Origin of the sequence: Thalassobaculum sp. (assembly GCF_040219215.1) — a bacterium.
Classification (GTDB): Bacteria; Pseudomonadota; Alphaproteobacteria; order Thalassobaculales; family Thalassobaculaceae; genus Thalassobaculum_A.
In genome coordinates this window covers 26,076-51,125 of record NZ_JAVJSX010000044.1, presented here as the reverse complement: position 1 = coordinate 51,125, position 25,050 = coordinate 26,076, and the positions used below count along the sequence as shown (strand labels likewise).

Genomic DNA, 25,050 nt, shown 5'->3' with positions numbered 1-25,050 from the left:
CTCAGACCCCTTCCAGCATGGCGGGTCGGGCACTGAAGGCGGCTGCCTTCTCGATTGCCCGGCCGACCCGCAGCACCATCGGCTCGTCGAACATCCGACCCAGAACCTGCAGCCCCAGCGGCAGCCCGCGCGCCGACAGCCCGGCCGGCACCGACAGGCCCGGCAGGCCGGCAAGGCTGGCGGGCACCGTGAACACGTCGTTCAGGTACATCTTCACCGGGTCGTCCTCGTTGGCGCCGATCGCAAAGGCGTCCGATGGCGCGGTCGGGGTCAGGATCGCGTCGACCTCGCCGAAGGCTTCGTCGAAGTCGCGGCGGATCAGCGATCGCACCCGCTGGGCCTTGCGGTAGTAGGCATCGTAGTAGCCGGCCGACAGCACATAGGTGCCGATCAGCACCCGGCGCTGCACTTCGGCGCCGAAGCCCTCGCCGCGGGTGTTAGCGTACATCTCGTCCAGGCTGCCGCCGTCGACCCGCAGGCCGTAGCGCACCCCGTCATATCGCGCCAGGTTCGACGACGCCTCGGCCGGCGCGATGATGTAGTAGGTCGCCAGCGCGTACCGGGTATGCGGCAGCGCGATGTCGACGATCTCCGCACCGGCGTCCTTCAGCCAGGCGATGCCCTTGGCCCAGATCTCGCTGATCTCGGCCGGCATGCCATCGACGCGGTACTCGGCCGGCACGCCAATCCGCAGGCCTTTCACGCCGCTGTCCAGCGTCGCCTCCAGATCCGGCAGCGGCTCGGCGGCCGAGGTAGAGTCCTTCGGATCGTGACCGGCCATCGCCGATAGCATGACCGCGGCGTCGTGCACCGTGCGGGTCATCGGCCCGGCCTGGTCGAGCGACGAGGCGAACGCCACGATGCCCCAACGCGAACAGCGGCCATAGCTCGGCTTCATGCCAACGATGCCGGTCAAGCTGGCCGGCTGGCGGATCGAACCACCGGTGTCGGTGCCGGTCGCGGCCAGGGCCGCCCAGCCGGAAACCGCAGCGGCCGAGCCGCCGGACGAGCCGCCGGGAACCAATTTGGTCTCGCTATCCTGGGCGCCACGCCACGGGTTGACCGGCGGTCCGTAGAAGGACGTCGCGCTGGACGAGCCCATGGCGAACTCGTCCAGGTTGGTCTTGCCAAGCATGACCGCACCGGCGCCCCACAGGTTGGCGGTCACGGTCGACTCGTAGGTCGGCTTGAAACCGTCGAGGATGTGCGACGCCGCGGTGGTCAGCACGCCCTCGGTACAGAACAGGTCCTTCACCGCGATCGGCAGGCCTTCCAGCGCTCCGCCCTCGCCGCTGGCCAGCCGCTCGTCCGATGCCTTGGCCATCGCCCGCGCCCTGTCGGCGGTCACGGTGATGTAGGCGTTCAGATCGGCCGTTGCCTCGATGCGCGACAGGTAGGCCGACGTCAGTTCGGTGCTGGAGATCTCGCGGGCGCGCAGGGCATCGCGGGCGGCGACGAGATCGAGGTCGAGGATGCCGGCCATCACTCGACCACCTTCGGCACCGCGTAGAAGCCATTGCCGCCGTCCGGCGCGTTCGCCGTCACCCGGTCGGGGTAGCCGCCGTCGGTAACGGCGTCCTCGCGCTGCGGCAGCGAATGGCCGGTGACGCTGGCGAGCGGCTCCACCCCGTCGGTGTCGACCTGATTGAGCTGCTCGACGAAGCCGAGGATGGCGTTCAGATCGGCGACCATCGGCTCCAGGCGATCCTCGGGAACACGAAGGCGGGCGAGTGTCGCGATGGACGCGACGGTGGCCTTGTCGAGCGACATGGGGTAAAGACCGTTCCAGACAAACATGAAAACCGGAAAACGGCGGATTTCCGCCGTTTCGGAGCGCGGAAGCTAACACCCACCATGGCCATCTGCAAGCCTGCCGACCTGCACCGCCTGCTCGGCCCCGGCGCAAGGCTTATGGGCCTGGATTTCGGGACCAAAACCATCGGTATCGCGGTATCGGACGCCGCCCTGCGCGTCGCCTCGCCGGTGACTATCATCCGCCGGCGCAAATTCTCCGAGGACGCCGCCGAGATCCTGGCCCTGGTGGGCAGCCGCAACATCGGCGGCTTCGTGGTCGGCCTGCCGCTGAACATGGACGGCACCGAGGGTCCTCGCTGCCAGTCGACCCGCGACCTCACGGCCGAACTGCTGCTGCGTCACGACCTGCCGACGATCTTCCAGGATGAGCGGATGAGCACCCAGGCGGTCGAGCGCGCGATGATCTCCGAAGCCGACCTGACCCGCGGCAAGCGCAAGAAATCCATCGACTCCGCGGCCGCCGCCTGGATCCTGCAAGCCGCCCTGGACGCCCTGCCGGAGCCCGCACCGCGCAGCACCGGGTTTGCGCCGCCCGCTCCGGAGTAGTCTCCACCGCATGAACGCTACCCTCGCCGCCCTGGCGCCGGTGTTCGGCCTGATCGTGGTCGGCGCGATCCTGCGGCCGATCGGACCGATCGGCGAGGACGGCTGGCGTGGCATCGAGTTGATCACCTACTGGGTGCTGCTGCCGGCCCTGCTGGTGCTCAAGCTCGGCGGCACCGACCTGACCGGCTACGAGATCGGACCGATGGTGGCGGCGATGGCCGGCGCGGTGCTGATCGTCACCGGATTCCTGGTCGCAATCCAGCGGATCACCCGCATTGGAGGGGCGGCGTACACCAGCGTCATCCAGGGGGCGATCCGCCAGAACACCTATATCGGCATCGCCGCCGCCGGGGCGCTGTACGGCCACGATGGGGTGGCGCTGGCCGCTGTCGGCATCGCAGCAGTGATCCCGCTGGTGAACGCTTTGTCGGTATGGTTCCTGACCCGGATGATCGGCGACAAGCCGGCCGGAATGCGCGTCGTCCTTTCCTCGATGGCCAAGAACCCGATTATTATTGCCTGCCTGCTCGGCATCGCCCTGAACGCCAGCGGCATCGGCCTGCACCCGCTGGTCGCCGACGGGCTGGAATTGATGGGCCGCGGCGCGCTTGCGCTCGGTCTGCTGGCGGTCGGCGCCGGCCTGCGGTTCTCGGCGCTGCGCACCGGCTGGGCGCCGCTGCTGCTCTCGAACGCGCTGAAGCTGATGGCGGTGCCGGCGCTGACCCTGGCGCTGGCCAATCCGCTCGGCCTCAGCGGAGTGGCGTTGCAGGTCGCGGTGCTGTTCAACGCCCTGCCCAGCTCGGCCTCGTCCTACGTGTTCGCCCGCGCGCTGGGCGGCGACCACGCCCTGATGGCGGCGATCCTGACCACCCAGGTGGCGATGGCGGCGGTGACCCTTCCGCTGTTCATCGCCTGGGTCGGCTAGGCCCACACGGCAACACCCAGATGTTGAGAACAATTGAACTCGCGCGTTTGATCACCACTACAACGCTCTGACATCCTGAAGGGCCGGCCGCAGGCTGGCCACGTAGGAACGGAGCGGACGCAATGGCAGATCTCGCCTCGGAACCGGTCACGCCCAGGCTTGGCTCTCGGCTGACCGGCATCGACCTGAAGCACCCGGTCGATGACGCCTTGGCCCAGGCCCTGCGCAGGGCGTTGGCCGATCGGCTGGTGCTGTTCCTGCCCAATCAGTTTCTGGATATGGCGGCGCTGAAACGGGCGACCGAGGTGTTCGGCCCGTTGTTCCGGGTCCCTTACATCGCACCATCGGCCGAAGACCCTGATGTGGTCGCCGTGCTGAAGGAGGCCGACGAGCAGCGGATCTCCACCTTCGGCGGCGACTGGCATTCCGACTTCTCGTTCCTGGAGCGGCCCCCCGGCGGCTCGCTGCTGCAGGCGGTCGACCTGCCGCCAGTCGGCGGCGATACCCTTTGGGCCGATCAGGCCACCGCCTGGGACACCCTTCCCGACGACCTGCGCGCTCTTGTGAACGGCCGAAGGGCGATCCAGACCGGTGCGCCCTATGGCGTACGTCACGCGCCCACCGTGGCGACCAGCCGCTCGATCAAGATCGCCCGTGGCGACCCCGAGGCCGACCGCGAGATCGCCCACCCGATGGTGCGCCTCCATCCAGTCAGCGGCCGGGCCGCGCTGTTCCTGAACCCGATCTACACGATCCGCCTCGACGGCATGAGCGAGGAAGAAAGTGCGCCGATCCTCTCACGTCTCTATGCCCACATGACCCGGCCGGAGTTCTGCTGCCGCCACCGCTGGCAACCGGGAGACCTGGTGATCTGGGACAACCGGATGACCCTGCACTTCGCGGTCAACGACTACGACGGACATCGCCGACTGCTGTGGCGCACGACGTTTGCAGGCGAATTGCCCGTGGCGGCGTGAGTGCTCCCGTTCAGAACGCCCAGACCAGAGCTAACATGCCACTGGCATAGAGCACGATCAGACACACGCTTTCGAACCCGATGTTCGCGAAGCCCCGCCTCTCCCTGTGCAGCAGGCCGAAGATCAGGATCGCGGTCATGACGATGGTCAGGACTACCAGGAAGATCTGGTCCAGCCGCATCGTGTGATAGATCGAACCGGATCTGTAGGCGAGGTCCGAGAACGCCGTGAACAGAACGTCGAACGTGTTGCCGCCGAGAATTCCGCCGACCGCCAGTGCCAGCGCGCCACGACGCACCGCCGCCACAGTCGTGACGAGTTCGGGCGTTGAAGTCACGATCGAGGTCAACAGCGCACCGATCAATCCTTCGCGGATTCCCAACTCGGATGCCATGGAGAGCGCACTACCGGAGATCAGATATCCGGCTCCGCCCACGATTGCGCCCAATCCGAGGATTGCGGTCCACAGCTTTAACGTTGACCCATCGTGAGGGGCCTGAGGGTCCGGCGCGTCGAGCCGGGTGTCGTCGGTCCTCCGCGGAACCCAGCTCTGTTGCCATCGCGACCGGTCGACGGCCCGCATTCCGACAACGTAGACGAGCAGCAACGCCGGGGTCAGAGGATGTACGCCAGCAACCGTCACCGACGGCAGCAGGGCGGCGATCAGGATCAATCCGAGCATGATGACCAGCAGGCAGCCGGACAGAACATTGGGCAAAGAAGCGGCCGCATGTTCCAAGTTCGCGCGACGGTAGGCGATGTCGCCGAACACGAGGAACATGGTCTGTGCCGCGATTCCTCCGATCGCGTTGGCTGTCGCCAGCTCGGGGTGCCCGGCCGCCGCGGCAGACACCGACGTCACGCTTCCTGAGAGCGAGGTCAATGCACCAAGCACGACGGCACCAATCACTGCGCCGCCGACGCCGCTTTGATGGGCGAGCCGGTCGGCGACGCTCGTGAGGCGGACCCCGCACACCAGAACGGCGGCGCCGGAAGCGACGAAGATTGCGACGACGACACCGAGGTCGTAGGAGGAAAAGTCGATCAAGCGGTCCTTGCTGGTTGGCTGCGGATGGAAGACGGAAGGGCACGTTTGCACATATGACGCTTGGGGACGGTTCCAACCTCGCCGTCGCGCAGCTTGATCCCCATCGTCGCTCATCGCACCATCGCCCCCCTTCCCGCCACCCCTCGAGCGCCATGACCGATACCTCCGAATCCGCCGTCCCCGCCGCCGGTGCCCTTGCCGGGATCCGTGTCATCGACTGCTCGCGCATCCTGGCCGGGCCGATCTGCACCCAGACCCTGGGGGATCTCGGTGCCGACATCGTGAAGATCGAGCGGCCGGGCATGGGCGACGACACCCGCAAATGGGGACCGCCGTTCCTGAAGGATGCCGGCGGTCAGGACACCTCGGAGAGCGCCTACTACCTGTCGTGCAACCGCAACAAGCGCTCGGTCGGGCTGGACATCTCGCGTCCCGAGGGCCGCGAGGTGCTGCTGAAACTGCTGGAGACCGCCGACGTCTTCATCGAGAACTTCAAGGTCGGCGACATGGCGCGCTACGGCCTGTCGTTCGAACAGCTGCGCGAGCGGTTCCCGCGGCTGGTCTATGCCAGCATCACCGGATTCGGCCAGACCGGTCCCTACGCACCGCGCGCCGGCTATGACTTCCTGGCCCAGGGCATGGGCGGGATCATGAGCGTGACCGGCGAGGACGGCGGCGAGCCGATGAAGGTCGGCGTGGCGATCGCCGACGTGATGACCGGCATGCACACCGCTACCGCCATCCTGGCCGCCCTGCGCCACCGCGACGCCACCGGACGCGGCCAGTACATCGACGCCGCCCTGCTGGACACCCAGGTGAGCTGGCTGGTCAACCAGGGCCTGAACTACCTGGTCGGCGGCACCGCCCCCACCCGGCTCGGCAACGCCCACCCGAACATCACGCCCTACCAGGTGTTCGCAACAGCCGACGGCCACGTGATCCTGGGCGTCGGCAACGACCAGCAATTCGCCAAGTTCTGCCGGTTCGCCGGGCGCGAGGACGTGGTCGCCGATCCGCGCTTCGCCACCAACGTGGCCCGGGTACGCAACCGGGCCGAGTCGGTCGCCACCGTCGCTGCCATCATGCGGGCCAGAACGACCGCCGAATGGGTCGCCGGCCTGGAATCGGTCGGTGTGCCGTGCGGCCCGGTCAACGACATCGACCAGGTGTTCGACGATCCGCAGGTCCGGGCGCGCGGCATGCAGCAGAGCATCCCCGACCACCCGTTCAGCCCCGAAGGCGTGCCGAGCATCGCCTACCCGCTGAAGCTGTCGGACACCCCGGCGGAGTACCGTCGTCCGCCGCCGATTCTCGGTCAGCACACCGAGGAGGTGCTGGGCGGCGAACTCGGCCTGCCGGCGGACGCGCTGGCGAAGCTCAAGGAATCCGGGGTGATTTGAGATTCGTGACGGGCGATGCTTGCCGGTACCCGGTGGCGCCCCCTATAACGACGCTTTAATGACCAGCGCCATCGCCAGCGACACCGCGACCGCCCCTTCAGACGGCTCCCGGTATCCCTATCGCCACCTCCTCGGAATCGAGGGGCTGACGCGATCCGACATCAATTTCCTCCTGGACCGGGCCGACGGGTTCGTCGAGCAGAACCGGCAAGCCGACAAGAAGGCGTCGACCCTGCGCGGTCGCACGCTGATCAACCTGTTCTTCGAGAACTCGACCCGCACCCGCACCAGCTTCGAGTTGGCCGGCAAGCGGCTGGGCGGCGACGTCATCAACATGTCGGTGTCGACCTCCTCGATCAAGAAGGGCGAGACCCTGATCGACACCGCCATGACCCTGAATGCCATGCACCCCGACGCCCTGGTCGTGCGGCACTCGGACTCCGGCGCGGTCCACCTGCTGGCCGAGAAGGTCAACTGCTCGGTCATCAACGCCGGCGACGGCAGCCACGAGCATCCGACCCAGGCGCTGTTGGACGCGTTGGCGATCCGCCGTCGCCGCGGCGCGCTGGAAGGGCTGGAGGTCGCGATCTGCGGCGACGTCACCCACAGCCGGGTCGCGCGCTCGAACATCCACCTGCTGTCGATCATGGGCGCACGGGTCCGGGTCGTCGCCCCGCCGACCCTGCTGCCGGCCGGGATCGAGCGGCTCGGCGTCGAGGTGCATCACGACATGGAGCGCGGCATCGCCGGGTGCGACATCGTCATGATGCTTCGGCTGCAGACCGAGCGGATGAAGGGCAGCTACGTGCCGTCGATCCGGGAGTATTTCCGCTACTACGGGCTCGACTACGAGAAGCTGCTGGCGGCCAAGCCGGACGCGCTGATCATGCATCCGGGGCCGATGAACCGCGGCGTGGAGATCGACTCGGTGGTCGCCGACGACATCGACCGTTCGCTGATCCGCGAGCAGGTGGAGATGGGCGTGGCCGTGCGGATGGCGGTGCTCGACGCGCTGGTGACCAACCAGACCGAACCGTGGGCGAAGAACCAGTGAGAGCGATCCTGTGAGAGCCACGCTGTACAAGAACGCCCGCCTGCTCGACCCGGCCAGCCGGCTCGATGCCAAGGGTGCGGTGCTGGTCCGCGACGGCAAGATCGTCGAGGTCGGCCCGAACGTTTTCGTGGACGCCATCCAGGCCGATGCCGAGGTGGTGGATTGCGGGGGCCGGTGCCTGGCGCCCGGCCTGGTCGACATGCGGGTCCAGACCCGCGAGCCGGGCGAAGAGCATATGGAAACCCTGGCCTCGCTGCAGCAGGCGGCGGTCGCCGGCGGTGTGACGACCCTGGCGACCCTGCCGAACACCAACCCGATCATCGACGACGTGTCGTTGTTGGAATTCGTCGAGCGCCTCGCCCAGGAAGTCGGGTTGGTCAACGTCCATCCCTACGCCGCCGCCACAAAGGGGATGCGCGGCGAGGAGATGACCGAGATCGGCCTGCTGTCAGCGTCCGGCGCGGTCGGCTTTACCGACGGCACGAAGGCCATCGCCGACCCGGTCGTAATGCGCCGGCTGCTGTCCTACGCCACCATGTTCGGCCGGCCGGTGATCCAGCACCCGGAGGAGCCGACCCTGGCCCGCGAGGGCTGCGCCACCGAGGGCGAGACCGCGACGCGCCTCGGCCTGCCGGCCATCCCGGCCTGCGCCGAAGTCATGATGGTGGAACGCGACCTGCAGCTGGTGCGCCTCACCGGAGGGCGGTATCACGCCGCCCATGTCTCGACCGGTGCGGCGATCGAGGCGATCCGCCGAGCCAAGGCCGAGGGCCTGTCAGTCACCTGCGACACCGCCCCGCATTACTTTGCGCTGAATGAACTGGCGATCGTCGACTATCGGACCTTCGCCCGGATGTCGCCACCGCTGCGATCCGAGGCCGACCGGCAGGCGGTGGTCGCCGGGGTCGCCGACGGCACGATCGATGCCATTGCCAGCGACCACAATCCCGAGGACCAGGACTCCAAGCGCGTGCCGTTCGCCCAGGCCGTACCCGGCGCGGTCGGGTTGGAGACCCTGCTGCCGGTCAGCCTGGGGCTGCACCACGATGGCGCCATGCCGCTGCTCGACATCATCGACCGCCTGACGGCCCGGCCGGCCGCCATCCTTGGGCTGGAAGTCGGCCGGCTGTCGGTTGGCGCCTGGGCCGATCTGGTGGTGTTCGAGCCGGACCGGGCGGTTCGGATCGACGCATCGAAGTTCCGGTCGAAGTCGAAGAACAGCCCGTTCGACGGCAAGCCGGCCCAGGGACGGGTGTGGCGGACGGTATACCGCGGCCGCACCGTGTTCGATCTCGACACCGAAGCCGCCGGACCGCGTTCGCGCCGGGAGACCGCCCATGCCTGATCCGCTTGGCAGCTTCGCCTACACGTGGCCGTTCTATGCGGCCGTCGCGCTCGCCTACCTGCTTGGCTCAGTCCCGTTCGGACTGGTGCTGACCAAGCTGGCCGGACTCGGCGACATCCGGAACATCGGCTCCGGCAACATCGGCGCCACCAACGTTCTGCGCACCGGGCGCAAGGGATTGGCGGCAGCGACCCTGCTGCTGGACGGCGGCAAAGGTGCGGTCGCGGTGCTGATCGCCGCACAGTATGGCCCGGATATGGCGGTGCTGGCCTCGGGCGGCGTTCTGCTGGGTCATTGCTTTCCGGTCTGGCTCAGGTTCAAGGGCGGCAAGGGGGTGGCGACCGCCATCGGAGTCTGGCTGGCACTGTCCTGGCCGGTCGGGTTGATCGCCTGCGCCATCTGGCTGGTTGTCGCTGCCGTCCTGCGGTACTCGTCGGTTGCCGCGCTGGTCGCGCTCGCCGTCGCTCCGTTGGTGGCGTGGCAGATCGATGGTCCGCAGTACGCTGAACTGGGCGCTTTCATCGCCGCCCTGGTGTGGATCCGGCACCATGAGAACATTGCCCGCCTGCTGCGCGGCAAAGAAGGCCGGATCAACCTAAGCCGTTCAAAGAAAACTGAAACCTGATTCTCGGTTTCGAAACTGTTTTTGCGGTTTTTCCTTCCAGTTCGATACGAACCCGTATCGTTCCGTAATTCCCGCCCTGTCCCACCCATAGCCGCCTGGATCGCCGCCACCGGAGCGCCCGTCCATGCCCACAGCCCTGCCCCGCCTCGACGAAGGCGAACGCCTTGACCGTCTGCGGCTGATCCGTACCGAGAACGTCGGGCCGGTAGCCTTCCGGCACCTGCTTGCCCGATACCGAAGCGCCGCCGCCGCGCTGCAGGCCCTCCCCGACCTGGCGCGCCGCGGCGGTCGTCGGCGCGCCCTGAAAGTACCGTCGATCGACGATGCCAAGCGCGAGTTCGCATCCGTTGAACGCATCGGAACTGCGCTGCTGGTGCTCGGCGACCCGGATTACCCGGCCCGGCTGGCCGCGATCGACGACGCGCCGCCCTGTCTCTCGATTGCCGGTGACCCGAGGCTGCTGTCCAGGCCATCGATCGCGGTGGTCGGCGGCCGCAACGCGTCGGTGAACGGCTGCCGGTTCGCCGGCAGTTTGGCCCGTGCGTTCGGCGAAGCCGGCTACGCCGTGGTGTCCGGTCTGGCCCGCGGCATCGATGCGGCGGCCCATGAAGGCTCCATCGACTCCGGGACCGTTGCGGTGCTTGCCGGCGGGATCGACGTGACGTACCCGCCGGAGCATGCAGGATTGCTGCGGCGAATCGTCGACAGCGGAACCGCGGTTGCCGAGATGCCGGTCGGCACCGAACCGCAAGCCCGGCATTTTCCGACACGCAACCGCATCATCTCGGGATTGACGCTCGGAACGGTCGTGGTCGAAGCGGCCAAACGCTCGGGCTCCCTGATCACCGCCCGTCGCGCCCTCGATCAGGGTCGCGAGGTGTTCGCGGTTCCGGGGTCACCGCTCGATCCGCGCTGCACCGGATGCAACGCCCTGATCCAGGACGGAGCTGCCTTGCTGATACAGGATGCCCAGGATGTTCTGTCGGCCCTCGACTTCCTTCCGTCGGTCAATTTGGCGGTCGGAAAGGCCGGGGGCCTGTGCGATCCGGGGCCGGTCCCGCTCCCGACGGAGACCGACCATAGTGTGCGCCAAACGGTGCTCGATGCGCTTGGACCGGAACCGGTGCCGGTTGACGAACTCATCCGCGGCTGCCAATTGTCTGCACCAATCGTCGCGACCGCACTCCTTGAAGCGGAACTTGCCGGTCTGGTCGACCGATATCCGGGAAACCAGGTGGCGCGACGGATGGGTACCCCGGCTTGAGGGCACTATGCCAACGGCCGCGCCGGGCCGGATAGACCGTGCGCCCGAAGGGCGTCGCCGGAAGAGGCCACAGGGAAGCGAACGCACCGCATGAGTAAAGTCGTCGTCGTTGAATCCCCCGCCAAAGCCAAGACGATCAACAAATACCTGGGTGACGATTATCACGTCCTGGCCAGCTACGGGCACATCCGTGATCTGCCACCGAAGGACGGATCGGTCGATCCGGACCAGGATTTCGCGATGCTCTGGCAGACCGACCCGCGGGCCGAGAAGCAGGTCAAGGCGATTGCCGAGGCGCTGAAGGGTGCCAGCCAACTGATCCTGGCCACTGACCCGGATCGCGAGGGCGAAGCGATCAGTTGGCATGTCCAGAAGGTGCTGGAGGAGCGCAAGGCGCTCAAGGGCATCGATGTGACGCGGGTCGCTTTCAACGAAATCACCAAGTCGGCGGTTCTTGACGCCATCGCCAAGCCGCGCGCCCTCGACCAGGACCTGATCGACGCCTATCTGGCGCGACGCGCCCTGGACTACCTCGTCGGCTTCACCCTGTCGCCGGTGCTGTGGCGCAAGCTGCCGGGCGCTCGGTCGGCCGGTCGCGTGCAGTCGGTCGCGCTGCGGCTGATCTCCGAGCGCGAGGCCGAGATCGAGCGCTTCAACCCGCAAGAGTACTGGAGCATCGAGGCCGATTTCCGCACCCAGGAGCGGAAGTCCTTCACTGCCCGGCTGACCCACCTCGACGGGACCAAGCTCGACCGGCTCGACATCAAGAACGAAGCCCAGGCCAAGGCTGCGGTCGCCGCCATCGAGGCCGGCGACTTCACCATCAGCGAGGTCGAGAAGAAGCGGGTCCGGCGCAACCCGCAGCCGCCGTTCACCACTTCGACCCTGCAGCAGGAAGCCTCGCGCAAGCTCGGGTTCAGCGCCACCCGGACCATGCAGCTGGCGCAGCGCCTCTATGAAGGTGTGGATTTCGACGGCGAGACCGTTGGCCTCATCACCTACATGCGTACCGACGGCGTCCAGCTCAGTCAGGAAGCCATCCAGTCGATCCGCACCGCCATCGGGTCGACCTATGGCGACCGTTACCTGCCGAACACCGCCCGGGTCTACACCTCGCGGGCCAAGAACGCGCAGGAAGCGCACGAGGCGATCCGTCCGACCGACGTCAAGCGCACGCCGGACAGCCTGAAGAACCACATCGATGCCGACCAGCTGAAGCTCTACACCCTGGTCTGGAAGCGCACGGTCGCCAGCCAGATGGCCAGCGCCGAACTCGACCAGACGGCGATCGACGTGCTCGATCGCAAGGGCCGGTCGACCCTGCGCGCCACCGGTTCGGTCATCGCGTTCGACGGCTTCCTGACACTGTATCAGGAAGATCGCGACGAGCCGGCGTCCGAGGACGACGAGTCCGGCAAGATCCTTCCGCCGGTCGAGCGCGGCGAGAACGTCGCCCGCCAGGAAACCCGCTCGGATCAGCATCACACCCAGCCGCCGCCGCGCTACTCCGAGGCGAGCCTGGTGAAGAAGCTCGAGGAGCTCGGCATCGGTCGGCCGTCGACCTACGCCAGCATCATGCAGGTGCTGCAGGACCGACAGTACGTCACCCTCGACAAGCGACGCTTTGTTCCGGAAGACCGTGGCCGGCTGGTGACCACGTTCCTCTCCAGTTTCTTCACCCGCTATGTCGCCTACAACTTCACCGCCGATCTTGAGACCCAGCTCGACGACGTGTCGGCCGGTCAGCTCGACTGGCGCAAGGTGCTCCGCGAGTTCTGGCAGGCGTTCAAGGGCTCGGTCGACGGCACCAAGGACCTGTCGATCACCCAGGTCATCGAGGCGCTCGACCAGGAACTCGCCACCCACTTCTTCCCGACCGGACCGGACGGCGCCCCGGACCGCGGCTGCCCCAGTTGCGACGGCGGGCGGCTGTCGCTTCGCCTCGGCAAATTCGGGGCGTTCATCGGTTGCTCGAACTACCCGAACTGCCGCTTCACCCGGCAGCTCGGCGAAGCCGCCGGCGGCAAGACCAACGGTGCAGATGGCGAGGAAATGAACCTGCCCAAGGTCCTCGGCATAGACCCCGAGACCGGTCAGGAGGTCAGCCTGCGCAAAGGTCCGTACGGGGTGTACGTGCAGCTCGGCGAGCCCCCGGAAGGCTCGAAGGAAAAGCCGAAGCGCGCCTCGCTGCCGCGTCAGATGCCGCCAGCGGACATCGACCTGCCGAAGGGTCTGTCGCTGCTGTCCCTTCCCCGGCCGATCGGCGACCATCCCGAGACCGGCACCAAGATCGAGGCTGGCATCGGCCGCTACGGACCATACCTGAAATACGACAGCGTCTACGTGAACCTGCCGCCCGACGACACGGTGCTGACGATCGGCCTGAACCATGCGGTCGAACTGATCGCGCAGAAGGGTGCCAAGAAGAAGGCCGGGCGGGCGCTCGGTGATCATCCCGACGACGGCAAACCGGTGACGGTGCATGCAGGGCGCTTTGGCCCCTATGCCCAACATGGTGCGCTGCGCGCTACTCTGCCGAAGAGCGAGTCGATGGACGACATCGCGCTGGAACGCGCGCTGGAGATCCTGGCCGCCAAAGCGGCAAAGGGTGGAGCGGCCGGCGGCAAGGGGAAGCCCGCCAAGGCGGCTGCCAAGCCGAAGGCTGCGAAGAAGCCCGCGGCGAAGAAGGCTGCGGCCAAAAAGCCGGCCGCCAAGAAGGCTCCGGCAAAAGGTACAGCCAAGGCCAAAGCGAGCGGAGGCGGGGCCCGAAAGGCCGCGACCTGATCCCAGATGGCGCGCGCCCCTGCTCCGGTTCCGAGTCGTGAAGCGATCCTGGAGTTCGTGCAGTCGAGCACGAAGCCGGTCGGACGTCGCGAGATCGCCAAAGCCTTCGACGTCCGAGGGCCGGAGCGTGCCGATCTGCGGCGAATCCTGAAGGACATGGCCGATGATGGCCTGCTGGACTTCGGACGCCGTCGCAAAGTTGCCCCCCCGGGCGCCCTGCCCGAGGTCACGGTGGTCGAAGTCACCGGCACCGACGAGAACGGCGAGGCACTGGCACGCCCGGCCGCCTGGAAGGATGACGGTCCCGCACCGCAGATCCTGATTCTGGAGGATCGCCGCGGTGGTGCGCTCGGCGTCGGTGACCGTGCGCTGGTCCGTCTGGAGCGGCGCGGCGAGACCCGCTATGTGGCCCGCATCATCCGTCGCCTGCCGCGCGGTGCAGCGAAGGTCCTCGGCATCTTCGAGCGGACCGAGGACGGCAATGGCCGCGTCCGGCCGACCGACAAGAAGGCAAAGTCCGAGATCGCGGTCGACAACCGCGACGCCGGCGATGCCGCACCCGGCGACCTCGTCTCGATCGAGATCCTGCCGCGCAGCCGCAATCGCATGGGCTTGCCGGCCGGACGGGTGATCGAACGGTTCGCCGGTATTGCCGACCCCCGATCGTTCAGCCGGATCGCCATCCAGGAGCACGAGATCCCGGACGTGTTCCCGGAGGAAACCCTGAAGCTTGCCGAGCGCGCCAAGCCCGTTTCCCTCGGCAAACGCGAGGACCTGCGCGCCATCCCGCTGATCACCATCGACGGAGAGGACGCCCGCGATTTCGACGACGCGGTGTTCGCCACGCCCGACGAGGATCCCGAGAACCCGGGCGGCTTCCGGCTGCTGGTCGCGATCGCCGACGTGGCCCACTACGTCCGCCCGGGCGACGCCCTCGACCGGGAAGCCCTGAAGCGCGGCAATTCGGTCTACTTTCCCGACCAGGTCGTGCCGATGCTGCCGGAGGCGTTGTCCAACGGCCTATGCTCCCTGCGCCCTGCCGAAGAACGGGCCTGCATGGCGGTTGAAATCGTCATCGACGCGGACGGCCAGAAACGTCGCCACCGGTTCACCCGCGGACTGATGCGGTCGGCCGCGCGCCTGACCTATCGCCAGGTGCAGACTGCGGTCGACGGCGGCAGTGACGCTGGAGTGCCGGTCGGGGTGCTGGAACCGCTGTACGCGGCGTATCGGGCGCTGCGCAAGGAACGCGAGCGGCGCGGCGCCCTCGACCTGGAGATTCCCGAGAAGAGGGTCATCCTGGACGACGCCGGGAACATCGCCGAGATCGGCATCCGCGACCGTCTGGACGCGCACATGCTGATCGAGGAGTTCATGGTACTGGCCAATGTCTGCGCGGCCGAAACGCTGGAGGCCAAGCGCCAGCCCTGCATGTACCGGGTGCATGAGAGCCCCAATCCCGAGAAAGTCAACGCGCTGGCCGACGTCCTGGAAGGTCTCGGCATCAGTCTGGCCAAGGGTCAGGTCATCCGGCCGAAGACCTTCAACGGGATCCTGGCCAAGGTCCGTGGACAACCGTCGGAGCGAATGGTGAACGAGATGGTCCTGCGCTCACAGGCGCAGGCGCACTATGCCCCCGACAACGCCGGCCACTTCGGCCTCGGTCTCGCCCGATATGCTCACTTCACTTCGCCGATTCGGCGGTACTCGGACCTGCTCGTGCATCGGGCGCTGATCCGCGGGCTGCGCCTCGGCGATGGCAGTCTCGGGCCGGACGACGACGCGAAGTTCTCCGAATGGGGCGAGCACATCTCGGCAACCGAACGCCGTGCGGCTGCCGCCGAACGGCAGACCGTCGACCGCTATCTGGCGCGGCATCTGGCCGACCGGGTCGGCGGCCTGTTCACCGGCCGCGTCAACGGCGTGACCCGTTTCGGCCTGTTCATCACCCTGGACGAAACCGGTGCCGATGGCCTGGTACCGATCCGATCGCTGCCCGACGACTACTACGACCACGACGAGGCCCGTCACAGCCTGACCGGCCGGTTCCACGGTAGGGTCTATCGGCTGGGCGACCGGGTTGAAGTTCGCCTGATCGAGGCTGATCCGATCTCCGGTGCGCTGGCCCTGGAGATCGTATCCGGCGGCAGCGATCCAGTCCCCGGGCAGCAGGGCCGAGTCCGTCGGCGTGGCGCCGCTCCGCGACGGTCTCCCGGCCCCCGCGGTGGGCGTCGCCGTTGATACCGTTGGCGGATTGCCCCATGCTTTCATTGATGCAGAGCGACGCTCTGCCGCACACCGAGACCTGAATGACCAAGCAGCATGATTGCGTTCGTCGTCGAGGAACATCACTCATGATGCGGTTCGGCGTGGCGATGGCTCTGCTCGTCGGGCTCGGCTCGTGCGTGACGACCAGTCCGGCAATCCCATCCAACCAGTACGATCGACGGACGGCGGCGGAGATGTTCTCTGCCGGGTACGAGGGTATTGCCGACTACTACGTCGACGCCATTCCGACCGACGCCATCGCACTCGGCGCTCTGTCCGGCATAACGACGCTGGACCCTACGGTGCTCTATGCCCATCGAGGAGATCGGTTGATCGTCACCATCAGCGGACGGCCAATCGCCGAGTTCGTCACCCCCTCGGCCGATGACGTCCCGCGCTGGGCGATGCTCACGTCCGCCGCGATCGATGCTGGCCGAAGCGCGTCGAAGCCGATTCACGACGCGACGCCGGAACAGATCTACCAGGTTGCCTTCGAATCGGCCCTTCGAAAGCTCGACCGCTATTCGCGCTATCTGAACATTGAGGAAACCCGCTCGGCCAAGGCATTCCGGATCGGCTATACCGGGGTCGGAATCACGATCGTGGAACGCGAAGGCCACGTTTACGTGACATCAGTGTTCGACCGATCACCCGCCGCGGATGCCGGCATCGCTGCCGGTGACCGGATCGTCGCGATAGAAGGGCAGTCGGCCGAAGGCCTGACCGTCGCCAAGGTTGCCAACCGTCTGCGTGGCTTGATCGGCAGTCATGTCCGGGTGGCGTTCGACCGGAATGGCGAACAGGTATCGGCCAACCTCGAACGGCGCCCGGTGATCGAGTCCACGGTGCACGCCCGACGACTCGACAATGTCGGCTATATCCACATCTCCGGGTTCAATCGCGATACCGCCAGCAGCCTGGAAGCCGAGTTCGAAACGCTCCAGCGAGCCGCGCCGTCGCCGATGGCCGGGTTGATTCTCGATCTTCGCCAGAACCGCGGCGGCGAGTTGACCCAGGCCGCCCATGTGTCCGACCTGTTCATAGATCGCGGAACGATACTCGCCACCAAGGGCCGACACCCCAGATCGGATCAGGCTTTCGAAGCGCAGAAACCGGAAATGACCAACCTGCCGGTGGTGGTGTTGATCGACACCGGATCCGCCTCGGCAGCCGAGGTCGTCGCCGCCGCCCTACAGGATACCGGACGTGCCCTAGTGATCGGAGCCCGCTCCTACGGCAAGGGGACCGTGCAGAGGATCGTGGATCTGCCGAACGACCGCGAGATGCATTTGACCTGGGCTCGAATGCACGCTCCGTCCGGGTATCGGCTGTCGCGGTTCGGGGTGTTCCCGTCGATCTGTACGGCAGAGGGCAACACCGATCTGGAATCCGTCGTTCAGGGCCTTCGGGACGGCCGGCTGCAGTCCGGCGAGGCCGTGCACCGCCGGCGCGCCGCGGACAGCCTGGACGAAGCAAGCCAGGAAGCGCTTTTGGCCTGGTGCAAAGGCAATCATCCGCCGAGCGACGACGACCTGGATACCCGCATCGCCCATCGGCTGCTGGACGACCGGGATCTGTTCCAGCAGGCCTTCAACGCTTCCTACATCGCGCTGGGCGACCGGCCCGAGATCAAGCACTGACATCGAGGCTCGGACCCGAAACGCAGCGCTTGACTTCCGGAGCGTGATCGCTAGTTTGCGGCTCCGATTTCGCGAAGGAGACGAAGATGGCGAAGCCTGCGACCGTTCTGATCAAGATGGTCAGCACCGCCGAGACGGGGTACTTCTATGTGACCAAGAAGAACCCGCGCACGAAGACCGAGAAGCTGGAGCTGCGCAAGTACGATCCGGTCGTGCGCAAGCACGTGCTGTTCAAGGAATCCAAGATCAAGTGATCTCGTCGCCTCGGGCTGACGAGAAACAGGCCGCCCTCTTGGGCGGCCTGTTTCGTTGTGGTCATCAGACGTTGAAACGCCGACGCTAGGATCCCGTCGCGTCGCCATAGGCAGCCGGATCATTTGTGGCCGGCACGTCACGCTCGACCCGGTTGCGGCCCGCACCCTTCGCGCGATAGAGCGCCATGTCGGCCCGCTTCATCAGCGCTTCCATGGTTTCGTCGTCGAGCATCTCGCGCATGGCGCAGCCGATGCTGACGGTGACCGTCAGCGCCCGTCCATCCGGCAGCACGGTCGGCGTATCCGCGATCCGCTGCCGCAGCCGGTCGGCAATCCGGACCGCGAATGTCTCGTGGGTGTCCGGCATCACGATGACGAACTCCTCGCCGCCCAGCCTGGCGACCGTGTCCACGTTTCGAACATTGGACCGCATGATCTCGGTTATGTGCTGCAGGACCAGATCGCCTACCGCATGGCCGTGGGTGTCGTTCACCAACTTGAAGTGATCGACGTCCAGCATCAGGACGGACAGCGGCTTGTGACGGTGACCGGTGTCCGCCATCAACCGCTTCAGGTGGCTGAAGCAGATAACGCCGGTTGTAGAGCCCGGTCAGGCTGTCGGTCAGCGCCAGGGACAGGCTCTGCTCGTAGTTCTCTCGCAGCAGTTCCTGGTAACGGCGCCGCCGGATCTGGGTGCGCACCCGGGCCAGCAACTCGTTCCGGTCCACGGGCTTCATCAGGTAATCATTGGCACCGAGGTCCAAAGCTTTCGCCAGCTTGTCGGTCTGATCCTCCTCGCCGACCATGAGGATCGGCAGATGCCGCGTCGACTCGTTGGCGCGGAACTGCGACAGCAGCCGCAGCGCATCGTCGTCCTCAAGATTCAAGCTGCAGATGACCAGATCGGGATCCTGCCGTGTGGCGGCCTCAAACCCGGCCCGGCCGGAATCAACCCGTTTCACCTCGCCGTTATCGACCGACAGGCTCTCGATCATGTTGAAGGCGTCGATCGCGTTGTCTTCGATGATCAGCAGCCGTGCCGACGCGGTGTCGAGTTCCGTCATGGCCCGCGGTGCCAGCATGCCGAGTTGGCTGGAGGTCTGCTCCCGCAGCCGCCACTCGTCCATCATCATCTTGAGGCGGAGCAGGGAGCGGACCCGCGCGAACAGCGCGGAATCGACAACCGGCTTGGTCAGGAAGTCATCCGCTCCGGCCTCGATGCCACGGACGCGATCCGCGACGTCGCTCAACGCGGTCACCATGACGACGGGAAGATGAGTGGTCCGGGGGTCCGACTTGATTCGGCGGCAGACTTCGAACCCGTCCATCACCGGCATCATGACATCCAGCAGGACGATGTCCGGATTCTCGCGCTCGATCACCGCCAGCGCTTCAGGTCCGTTGTTTGCCGTCAGGACATCGAAGTATTCGCTACTGAGCTTGGCTTCCAGCAACTTCACGTTCGGAAGTATGTCATCGACGACAAGAACCCTACCCGGCATCTCCCGTTACCCGAGGTATTTCTTTACCGTTTCCAGGAAGTTGGTGACCGAGATCGGCTTGGCAATATAGGCTTCGCAACCGCCTTCGCGAATCTTCTCCTCGTCGCCCTTCATGGCGAACGCGGTCACCGCGATCACGGGGATGGACTTCAGGCGGTCATCCTCCTTGATCCATTTCGTGACCTCCAGTCCGGACACCTCCGGAAGCTGAATGTCCATCAGGATCAGGTCGGGACGGCTGTCCCTGGCAATCCGCAGTGCTTCCATTCCGTCCCGGGTCCCAATGATGTTGTAACCATGGGCCTCCAGGAGGTCATGAAACAGCTTCATGTTGAGCTCGTTGTCCTCGACAATCAGAACTGTCTTAGCCCCGCTGCCCGCTTCGCCGGACTCGCTGCCCGTCTCGACGGAGGTCATGCGCTCATCCACCCTGTTTCGTTGCCGGGATATGATCTGCCCGCGAGCCCGGTCGACAAACGTGTCCACCGGCCGGACTGCTCGGAAGTATAACCACATAAGCCCGCGTATACTACTGACGAGACTATCGTGTCGAAAGCTCATCACCACCCAGATTCAACAATCCGCATCGGCATCGACCTGGGCGGCACCAAGATCGAGTCCATTGTCCTGGACAGATCCGGCAAGGTTCTTGAACGCCGCCGCGTCGCAACACCGCGCGACGACTACGACGCGACGGTTCGTGCCGTCGCCGGACTTGTGGCAGAGGTCGAGCGATCAACCGGGGGCCGCGGCACCGTCGGCGTTGGAATTCCGGGCACGTTGTCGCGCGCCACGGGTCTCGTCAAGAATGCCAACTCGACGTGGCTGAACGGCCGGGCGCTGGACCGGGACCTGTCCGAGGCCTTGCAGCGACCCGTCCGGCTGCAGAACGATGCCAACTGCTTCGCAGTTTCCGAGGCGTCCGACGGGGCCGCGCGCGGCGCGAACGTGGTCTTCGGAGTGATACTGGGAACCGGCGTCGGGGCCGGGATCGTCATCGGCGGCCGGCCGATCGATGGCCCCAACGGGATCGCGGGGGAATGGGGCCACAACCCCCTGCCCTGGCCGACTGACGACGAGCGCCCCGGACCGGCGTGCTACTGCGGCCTGAACGGCTGCATTGAAACCTACCTGTCCGGACCCGGACTGGCTGCCGGATACGCGCGCGAAACCGGCAGCGGGATCACCTCCCTGTCCCTGGTCGATGCCGCGGCGGCGGGCGACGCAGTCGCACACCGCCATCTCGATCGGTACGCGGACCGGCTGGCCCGCGGGCTCGCCCACGTCATCAACATTCTGGATCCGGACGTGATTGTGCTGGGCGGCGGGCTGTCGAACCTCGGCGTGCTGTACGAGCGGGTGCCGGCGCTTTGGAGCCGGTATGTGTTCTCGGACCGGGTCGACACCAAGCTTGTCCCCCCGCGGCACGGCGACTCGTCCGGAGTACGGGGAGCGGCCTGGCTCTGGCAACCGAACGAACAATGACCCCGCAACGAACCCTGTGCAGGGACTGCTTCACCTGGCCACCGCCAGGCGCCACCGGACCGCCGGAGCGATGCCCCCGCTGCGGTTCGCGCCGCCTCGTCAGCCACCAGGAACTCGACCGTCTGTCGATCGCGCACATCGACTGCGATGCCTTCTACGCCAGCGTCGAGAAACGCGATGACCCGTCGCTGCTGGACAAGCCGGTAATCATCGGCGGAGGCCGCCGGGGCGTCGTCTCCGCCGCGTGCTATGTCGCGCGCATCTATGGCGTCCGGTCCGCCATGCCGATGTTCAAGGCCCTGGCCGCCTGCCCGCATGCCGTCGTGATCAAGCCCAACATGGCCAAGTATGCAGCCGCGGGAGCCGAGGTTCGTGCGCTGATGCGCGATGTCACCCCGCTCGTCGAGCCGCTGTCGATCGACGAAGCGTTTCTCGACCTCAACGGGACCGACCGGCTCCACGGCGGCGCACCTGCTGAAACGCTGGCCCGATTGACACGGCGCATCGAAGAGAACGTTGGCGTCACCGCGTCGATTGGCCTGAGCTACAACAAGTTTCTGGCCAAGGTCGCATCCGACCTGGACAAGCCACGAGGATTCTTCGTGATCGGCGCTGACCGGATCGAGCGGTTCCTGGCGGACCGGCCAGTCTCGATCATCTGGGGCGTCGGCAAGGCCCTGTACCGCACCCTGCTGGCCGACGGGATCCGGACCGTCGGAGACCTGCAGGGCTTGGACGAGCGCGAGTTGATGCGGCGCTACGGCAGCATCGGCCAGCGCCTTGCACGGTTCTCACACGGCCGCGACAGCCGGGCAGTGGAGCCGGGCTCCGTCATCAAAAGCGTGTCGTCCGAAACGACCTTCAACGACGACATCTCCGCGACCGACGCGCTTCGCCCCTACCTCTGGCGGTTGAGCGAAGAGGTCTCTGACCGGCTGAAGCGCAAGGCGCTCTGCGGCTGGGTGGTCACCCTCAAGCTGAAGACCGCCGATTTTCGCTCCCACACCCGGCAGCGCCGCCTGTCGTCGCCGACCCAGCTTGCCGACCGGATCTACCGAACCGCCGACAGCCTGCTGGAAGACGCCGTCGACGGCAGGCGATTCAGACTGATCGGTGTGGGGGTCACCGACCTTGCCGGCGACAGGCTGGCCGATCCGCGCGATCTCGCCGAGCCGAGCCTCGAGCGCAGGCATCGCGTCGAGACCGCCATGGACGCCGTCCGGGCCAAGCTGGGCAAGGCGGCCATCATGAAGGGGCGCGGCCTGCGCGTTGACACCCTCAAGCAATCGCCGACGAGTCGCCTGCACCCCGAGGATGACTGCGAATGACGGTCAGCAGCCCTTGCGGTCGATGACCTCCAACCGCTCAAGCGTCATTGCCACTCGAAAATCGCCGTAGTCCAACAGCATGCGTCGGGCGATCCCGTTCTCCAGCAGGTCGACCGACATCTCGAAATCGGGCGCACTTTCAGTCTGCCCCGGTTTGAAGAACGCCAGACGGACCGGCCAATACGATCCGGCGAGCGCAGGATGGTCGATCGCGGCCGGGGTGGACTTCGGCGACCCGATCACCGCCGACACCAACGACCCCGGCTCAACCTCGCTGCCGTCAAACACGGTGGCCTGGAAGAATTTCTTCCCCTTCTTCGCCTCATCAATCAGCCGCAACGTATGTTCCGACGGCATCAAGGTGTCCGCCGTCAGAAGGAACTCCTTGTGTTCCGGATCGGAGAACACCGCCTTGCCGCTTCCCGATCCAAGCGGCAAGGGCATGACGCCGCGCCCCTTCACCTGCTCGGAGCCGCCGCCCCGCTCGCGCTCGACGATGAACCGGTAGACGTTGCCCGCCTTCGCCTCCCAGGTCGTATAGCTTGAGCTGATTTCATAGCCGTCACCGGAGGCCTTCGCGAACGACATCAGGTAGCGCTGTTCGATGGCCCAACCGTCGCACTCGTCCCGCCACTCGAAGCCCATTCGCCCCCGAACATCGATGATCTCCGACGCCGAAGTCGCCCGGGCCAAGGTGATCTTGTAGAGCGCCCGGTGTGCCACGATGCCGTCCGCCGAGGGGGCCGCTATCGCTGGAAAGGCCATCAGGCTGGCCGTCGCAAGCGAAACGATCGCGCGGATAACCCGCATGAATTCCTCCTCGTTGGTTCTCGTCGACTATGGCATGCGCCGCATCGCTCGGCATCATCCGCCAATTCAGATCACATGATCGGCAAGAACTGCCGGGGGGTTGCCGCCAAACAGCGATGTTGCTCCCCCGCCTGAGCCGCATGGTCCCAGGATCCCTGCCGAACATGGCGGTTTTTCGGCAACCGCGGTTTCGAATGCTGGCACGGACGTTGCTTGTAAAGGATCGACTCCGATGGAGGTTCGATTATGGCGACCGAGACCAGAATTCTGACAGCTCCCCTGGATGGGACCAGTGTGCGGCTCTACGCGGAAGTCACCGGCATGCTCGCCCGGTTCAATTCCGCCATCGGCCCGAAGGGCGACGTGGCGAACGACCTGCCGGACCCCAGCCCGGACACCGCCGAAACCGAGGCCGCACTCCGCCTTGCGCTGGTCGCCATGACCGAAGCGCAGCGGCGCATCGAGCGCCAGGAAGCGCGTATTCGCGAATTGGAAAGCCTCTCGGTCACCGACGAGTTGACCGGCCTGCTCAATCGGCGCGGCTTCGACATGCATCTGATCAAGGCCTTGGCGCAAGCCCGACGTGGCGAACGCCGCGGGGTCGTGCTGATGATCGACCTGGACCGCTTCAAGCCCATCAACGACACCTACGGTCACGCCGCGGGCGACGGCTTCCTACAAGCCGTTGCCGGAGTGCTGCAGGCCGATGTACGCGAGTCAGACATTGTCGCACGCCTGGGTGGCGACGAGTTCGCGGTCCTGATGACCGATCTCGACCAGGCGTCCTGCGCATCCCGCGCTCGCGCCCTGTCCGACCGCCTCAACAGCCATATCGTCGACTGGCACGGCACCCTGCTGCCGATCTCCGCGAGCGTCGGTTTCGTGGCTTACGGTTCCTCGGACTCGCCGACCGACATCCTCGCTCAGGCCGACAAGCTCATGTACCTGCAAAAGAACGCTCGGCGCGACACGGGGAGTGGGCCGAACTGAGGGGCAGCCGGGCTCGGGTCAGTTCACCCGGTGCCGCACCACCCAAGGCGAACGGCCATCGATCATCCCCAACTCATTCCGGAGGCTCCTGGCCGCCGACGGTGCCATCGGACCAACCGCAACCCTATGCCACTGACCGCCTTTGACGGTTGCCGGAAGAATGCTGGGGTCCTGCTCGGAATACCGGGCCGCCATGACGCGCGCCCGATCGGTGCTCCGAAACGATCCGAGAACCACCCAATGATCAGCGCCAAGACCGGGCGTCGCCGCCTTGCGGTTGCCGGACTGCTGCATTGGCACCTGGAGCGCCGGTGTCGCCGGCAACGTGGCTGCTGACGGCGGCGCTGATTTGGCGGTCCGACCGACCATCCCTGCCGCCGCCGGACCGATCGACCGCCACCCGGTATCGGCCGCAATGGGCAGAGCACGCGCGTTCGGAGCGGGCACCACCTGTTCCTTCGTCAGAATAATCCCGGCGACCGTCACACGCGGCACCGGCGCCAGAAACTGCGGAGTTGCTGCAATCTGCCGAGATTGGGCCGACTCTGCATCAAGATTGAACGCTCCGCGCTGCCATCGAGCGGTCCGTTCGTCCGGTGAAAGTACCTCGTCACGGTCACCCGGGTAGTAGGCAACCGTAAGGGCAGGCGTTCGACCTTCGCCGTCCGGCCCAATGTCGCGGCAAAACGGTTCGCCGATCACCGGTCGCGTCAGTGCACAATCCTGTTCCATCGCGGCCGAGAGCACGTGATCGGACGTCGACTTTCCACTCGTAAGGTAGGAAACCCCCGTGAAAGCGGAAGAAGCAATCGCGATCGGTAGCGGCAGACATCCGCCGACCATCAATGGCAGTAGTGCCGCTATGGCGATGCGCTTCATGGTGATTCCCCCGCCCGAATCAACAAGTTGTAACACGAATCTTCAGCTATTTCTGATCTATTGGCAAATCCAATGTTCGGATCTCGCGCGTCGAACGCCTCCCTTGCGCTG

Annotated in this window: 22 protein-coding genes and 1 pseudogene; 15 read left to right on the top strand and 8 right to left on the bottom strand. The window is 66.2% G+C overall.

All coding sequences use genetic code 11. The features are described from left to right. Nucleotide 1: 1 nt before the first annotated feature. Complete coding sequence (gene gatA / locus RIC54_RS25465) at nucleotides 2–1,483, bottom strand: Asp-tRNA(Asn)/Glu-tRNA(Gln) amidotransferase subunit GatA (RefSeq protein ID WP_350093798.1); 1,482 nt, start codon at nucleotides 1,481–1,483, stop codon at nucleotides 2–4. Next, nucleotides 1,483–1,770: an Asp-tRNA(Asn)/Glu-tRNA(Gln) amidotransferase subunit GatC gene (gene gatC, locus RIC54_RS25460; protein ID WP_007669490.1), complete on the bottom strand. Its 288-nt coding sequence runs from the start codon at nucleotides 1,768–1,770 to the stop codon at nucleotides 1,483–1,485. Before gatC ends, gatA begins: the two co-directional genes overlap by 1 nt. A gap of 84 nt (nucleotides 1,771–1,854) precedes the next feature. Here gatC and ruvX point away from each other — a divergent pair, with 84 nt between their 5' ends. From ruvX to RIC54_RS25445, 3 genes are all read left to right on the top strand, one after another. Continuing rightward, entirely contained in the window at nucleotides 1,855–2,361 is a 507-nt protein-coding gene (gene ruvX / locus RIC54_RS25455; RefSeq protein WP_350093794.1) for a Holliday junction resolvase RuvX, read from the top strand. Between the two features lie 10 nt (nucleotides 2,362–2,371). Continuing rightward, nucleotides 2,372–3,286: an AEC family transporter gene (locus RIC54_RS25450; protein ID WP_350093791.1), complete on the top strand. Its 915-nt coding sequence runs from the start codon at nucleotides 2,372–2,374 to the stop codon at nucleotides 3,284–3,286. Nucleotides 3,287–3,408: 122 nt separating this feature from the next. Further along, nucleotides 3,409–4,263 (top strand): TauD/TfdA dioxygenase family protein, encoded by an 855-nt coding sequence (locus RIC54_RS25445; protein WP_350093788.1) that lies wholly within the window; start codon nucleotides 3,409–3,411, stop codon nucleotides 4,261–4,263. Nucleotides 4,264–4,273: 10 nt separating this feature from the next. On the opposite strand, the gene RIC54_RS25440 is transcribed toward RIC54_RS25445, so the two are convergent. Beyond that, nucleotides 4,274–5,311 (bottom strand): sodium:calcium antiporter, encoded by a 1,038-nt coding sequence (locus RIC54_RS25440; protein WP_350093785.1) that lies wholly within the window; start codon nucleotides 5,309–5,311, stop codon nucleotides 4,274–4,276. A 152-nt stretch (nucleotides 5,312–5,463) separates the two neighbouring features. Here RIC54_RS25440 and RIC54_RS25435 point away from each other — a divergent pair, with 152 nt between their 5' ends. The 9 genes from RIC54_RS25435 to rpmG all read left to right on the top strand — a co-directional run bounded on the left by RIC54_RS25435 (nucleotide 5,464) and on the right by rpmG (nucleotide 17,945). Next, nucleotides 5,464–6,711, top strand: coding sequence for a CaiB/BaiF CoA transferase family protein (locus tag RIC54_RS25435; protein ID WP_350093782.1), 1,248 nt, complete (start codon nucleotides 5,464–5,466; stop codon nucleotides 6,709–6,711). A 58-nt stretch (nucleotides 6,712–6,769) separates the two neighbouring features. Further along, complete coding sequence (locus RIC54_RS25430; RefSeq protein WP_350093779.1) at nucleotides 6,770–7,765, top strand: aspartate carbamoyltransferase catalytic subunit; 996 nt, start codon at nucleotides 6,770–6,772, stop codon at nucleotides 7,763–7,765. A gap of 10 nt (nucleotides 7,766–7,775) precedes the next feature. Beyond that, on the top strand, nucleotides 7,776–9,110 hold the full coding sequence (locus RIC54_RS25425) for a dihydroorotase (RefSeq protein ID WP_350093776.1): 1,335 nt from the start codon (nucleotides 7,776–7,778) through the stop codon (nucleotides 9,108–9,110). Next, nucleotides 9,103–9,735, top strand: coding sequence for a glycerol-3-phosphate 1-O-acyltransferase PlsY (plsY, locus tag RIC54_RS25420; RefSeq protein WP_350151570.1), 633 nt, complete (start codon nucleotides 9,103–9,105; stop codon nucleotides 9,733–9,735). Before RIC54_RS25425 ends, plsY begins: the two co-directional genes overlap by 8 nt. Before the next feature lie 124 nt (nucleotides 9,736–9,859). Then, entirely contained in the window at nucleotides 9,860–10,999 is a 1,140-nt protein-coding gene (gene dprA, locus RIC54_RS25415; protein ID WP_350093770.1) for a DNA-processing protein DprA, read from the top strand. 90 nt (nucleotides 11,000–11,089) lie between these two features. After that, nucleotides 11,090–13,783, top strand: a complete 2,694-nt coding sequence (gene topA / locus RIC54_RS25410; protein WP_350093767.1) for a type I DNA topoisomerase — start codon at nucleotides 11,090–11,092, stop codon at nucleotides 13,781–13,783. 6 nt (nucleotides 13,784–13,789) lie between these two features. After that, a complete protein-coding gene (gene rnr / locus RIC54_RS25405; RefSeq protein WP_350093764.1) occupies nucleotides 13,790–16,024 on the top strand; it encodes a ribonuclease R in 2,235 nt (744 codons plus the stop codon). A 113-nt stretch (nucleotides 16,025–16,137) separates the two neighbouring features. Further along, nucleotides 16,138–17,691 carry a S41 family peptidase gene (locus tag RIC54_RS25400; RefSeq protein ID WP_350093761.1) on the top strand — a complete coding sequence of 518 codons (1,554 nt, stop codon included), beginning with the start codon at nucleotides 16,138–16,140 and terminating at the stop codon, nucleotides 17,689–17,691. Nucleotides 17,692–17,777: 86 nt separating this feature from the next. Beyond that, nucleotides 17,778–17,945, top strand: coding sequence for a 50S ribosomal protein L33 (rpmG, locus tag RIC54_RS25395; RefSeq protein ID WP_007669461.1), 168 nt, complete (start codon nucleotides 17,778–17,780; stop codon nucleotides 17,943–17,945). A gap of 85 nt (nucleotides 17,946–18,030) precedes the next feature. On the opposite strand, the gene RIC54_RS25390 is transcribed toward rpmG, so the two are convergent. The 3 genes and pseudogenes from RIC54_RS25390 to RIC54_RS25380 all read right to left on the bottom strand — a co-directional run bounded on the left by RIC54_RS25390 (nucleotide 18,031) and on the right by RIC54_RS25380 (nucleotide 19,864). Beyond that, nucleotides 18,031–18,507: a GGDEF domain-containing protein gene (locus RIC54_RS25390; protein WP_350151568.1), complete on the bottom strand. Its 477-nt coding sequence runs from the start codon at nucleotides 18,505–18,507 to the stop codon at nucleotides 18,031–18,033. A gap of 193 nt (nucleotides 18,508–18,700) precedes the next feature. Further along, a pseudogene (locus RIC54_RS25385) lies at nucleotides 18,701–19,447 on the bottom strand (response regulator); the annotation flags it as partial. A gap of 6 nt (nucleotides 19,448–19,453) precedes the next feature. Next, on the bottom strand, nucleotides 19,454–19,864 hold the full coding sequence (locus tag RIC54_RS25380; RefSeq protein ID WP_350093754.1) for a response regulator: 411 nt from the start codon (nucleotides 19,862–19,864) through the stop codon (nucleotides 19,454–19,456). 129 nt (nucleotides 19,865–19,993) lie between these two features. Here RIC54_RS25380 and RIC54_RS25375 point away from each other — a divergent pair, with 129 nt between their 5' ends. Beyond that, complete coding sequence (locus tag RIC54_RS25375) at nucleotides 19,994–20,932, top strand: ROK family protein (protein WP_350093751.1); 939 nt, start codon at nucleotides 19,994–19,996, stop codon at nucleotides 20,930–20,932. Further along, nucleotides 20,929–22,260, top strand: a complete 1,332-nt coding sequence (locus tag RIC54_RS25370; RefSeq protein WP_350093748.1) for a DNA polymerase IV — start codon at nucleotides 20,929–20,931, stop codon at nucleotides 22,258–22,260. The genes RIC54_RS25375 and RIC54_RS25370 overlap by 4 nt, the downstream gene beginning before the upstream one ends. Before the next feature lie 3 nt (nucleotides 22,261–22,263). Here RIC54_RS25370 and RIC54_RS25365 read toward each other — a convergent pair whose 3' ends face one another. After that, entirely contained in the window at nucleotides 22,264–23,070 is an 807-nt protein-coding gene (locus tag RIC54_RS25365; RefSeq protein WP_350093746.1) for an EipB family protein, read from the bottom strand. Between the two features lie 246 nt (nucleotides 23,071–23,316). Between RIC54_RS25365 and RIC54_RS25360 the strand changes: the two genes are divergently transcribed. Further along, the gene (locus tag RIC54_RS25360; RefSeq protein ID WP_350093743.1) at nucleotides 23,317–24,060 is read left to right on the top strand and encodes a GGDEF domain-containing protein; all 744 of its coding nucleotides are present in this window, start codon (nucleotides 23,317–23,319) and stop codon (nucleotides 24,058–24,060) included. Between the two features lie 18 nt (nucleotides 24,061–24,078). Here RIC54_RS25360 and RIC54_RS25355 read toward each other — a convergent pair whose 3' ends face one another. After that, nucleotides 24,079–24,939 carry an SPOR domain-containing protein gene (locus RIC54_RS25355; protein WP_350093740.1) on the bottom strand — a complete coding sequence of 287 codons (861 nt, stop codon included), beginning with the start codon at nucleotides 24,937–24,939 and terminating at the stop codon, nucleotides 24,079–24,081. Nucleotides 24,940–25,050: the final 111 nt, after the last annotated feature.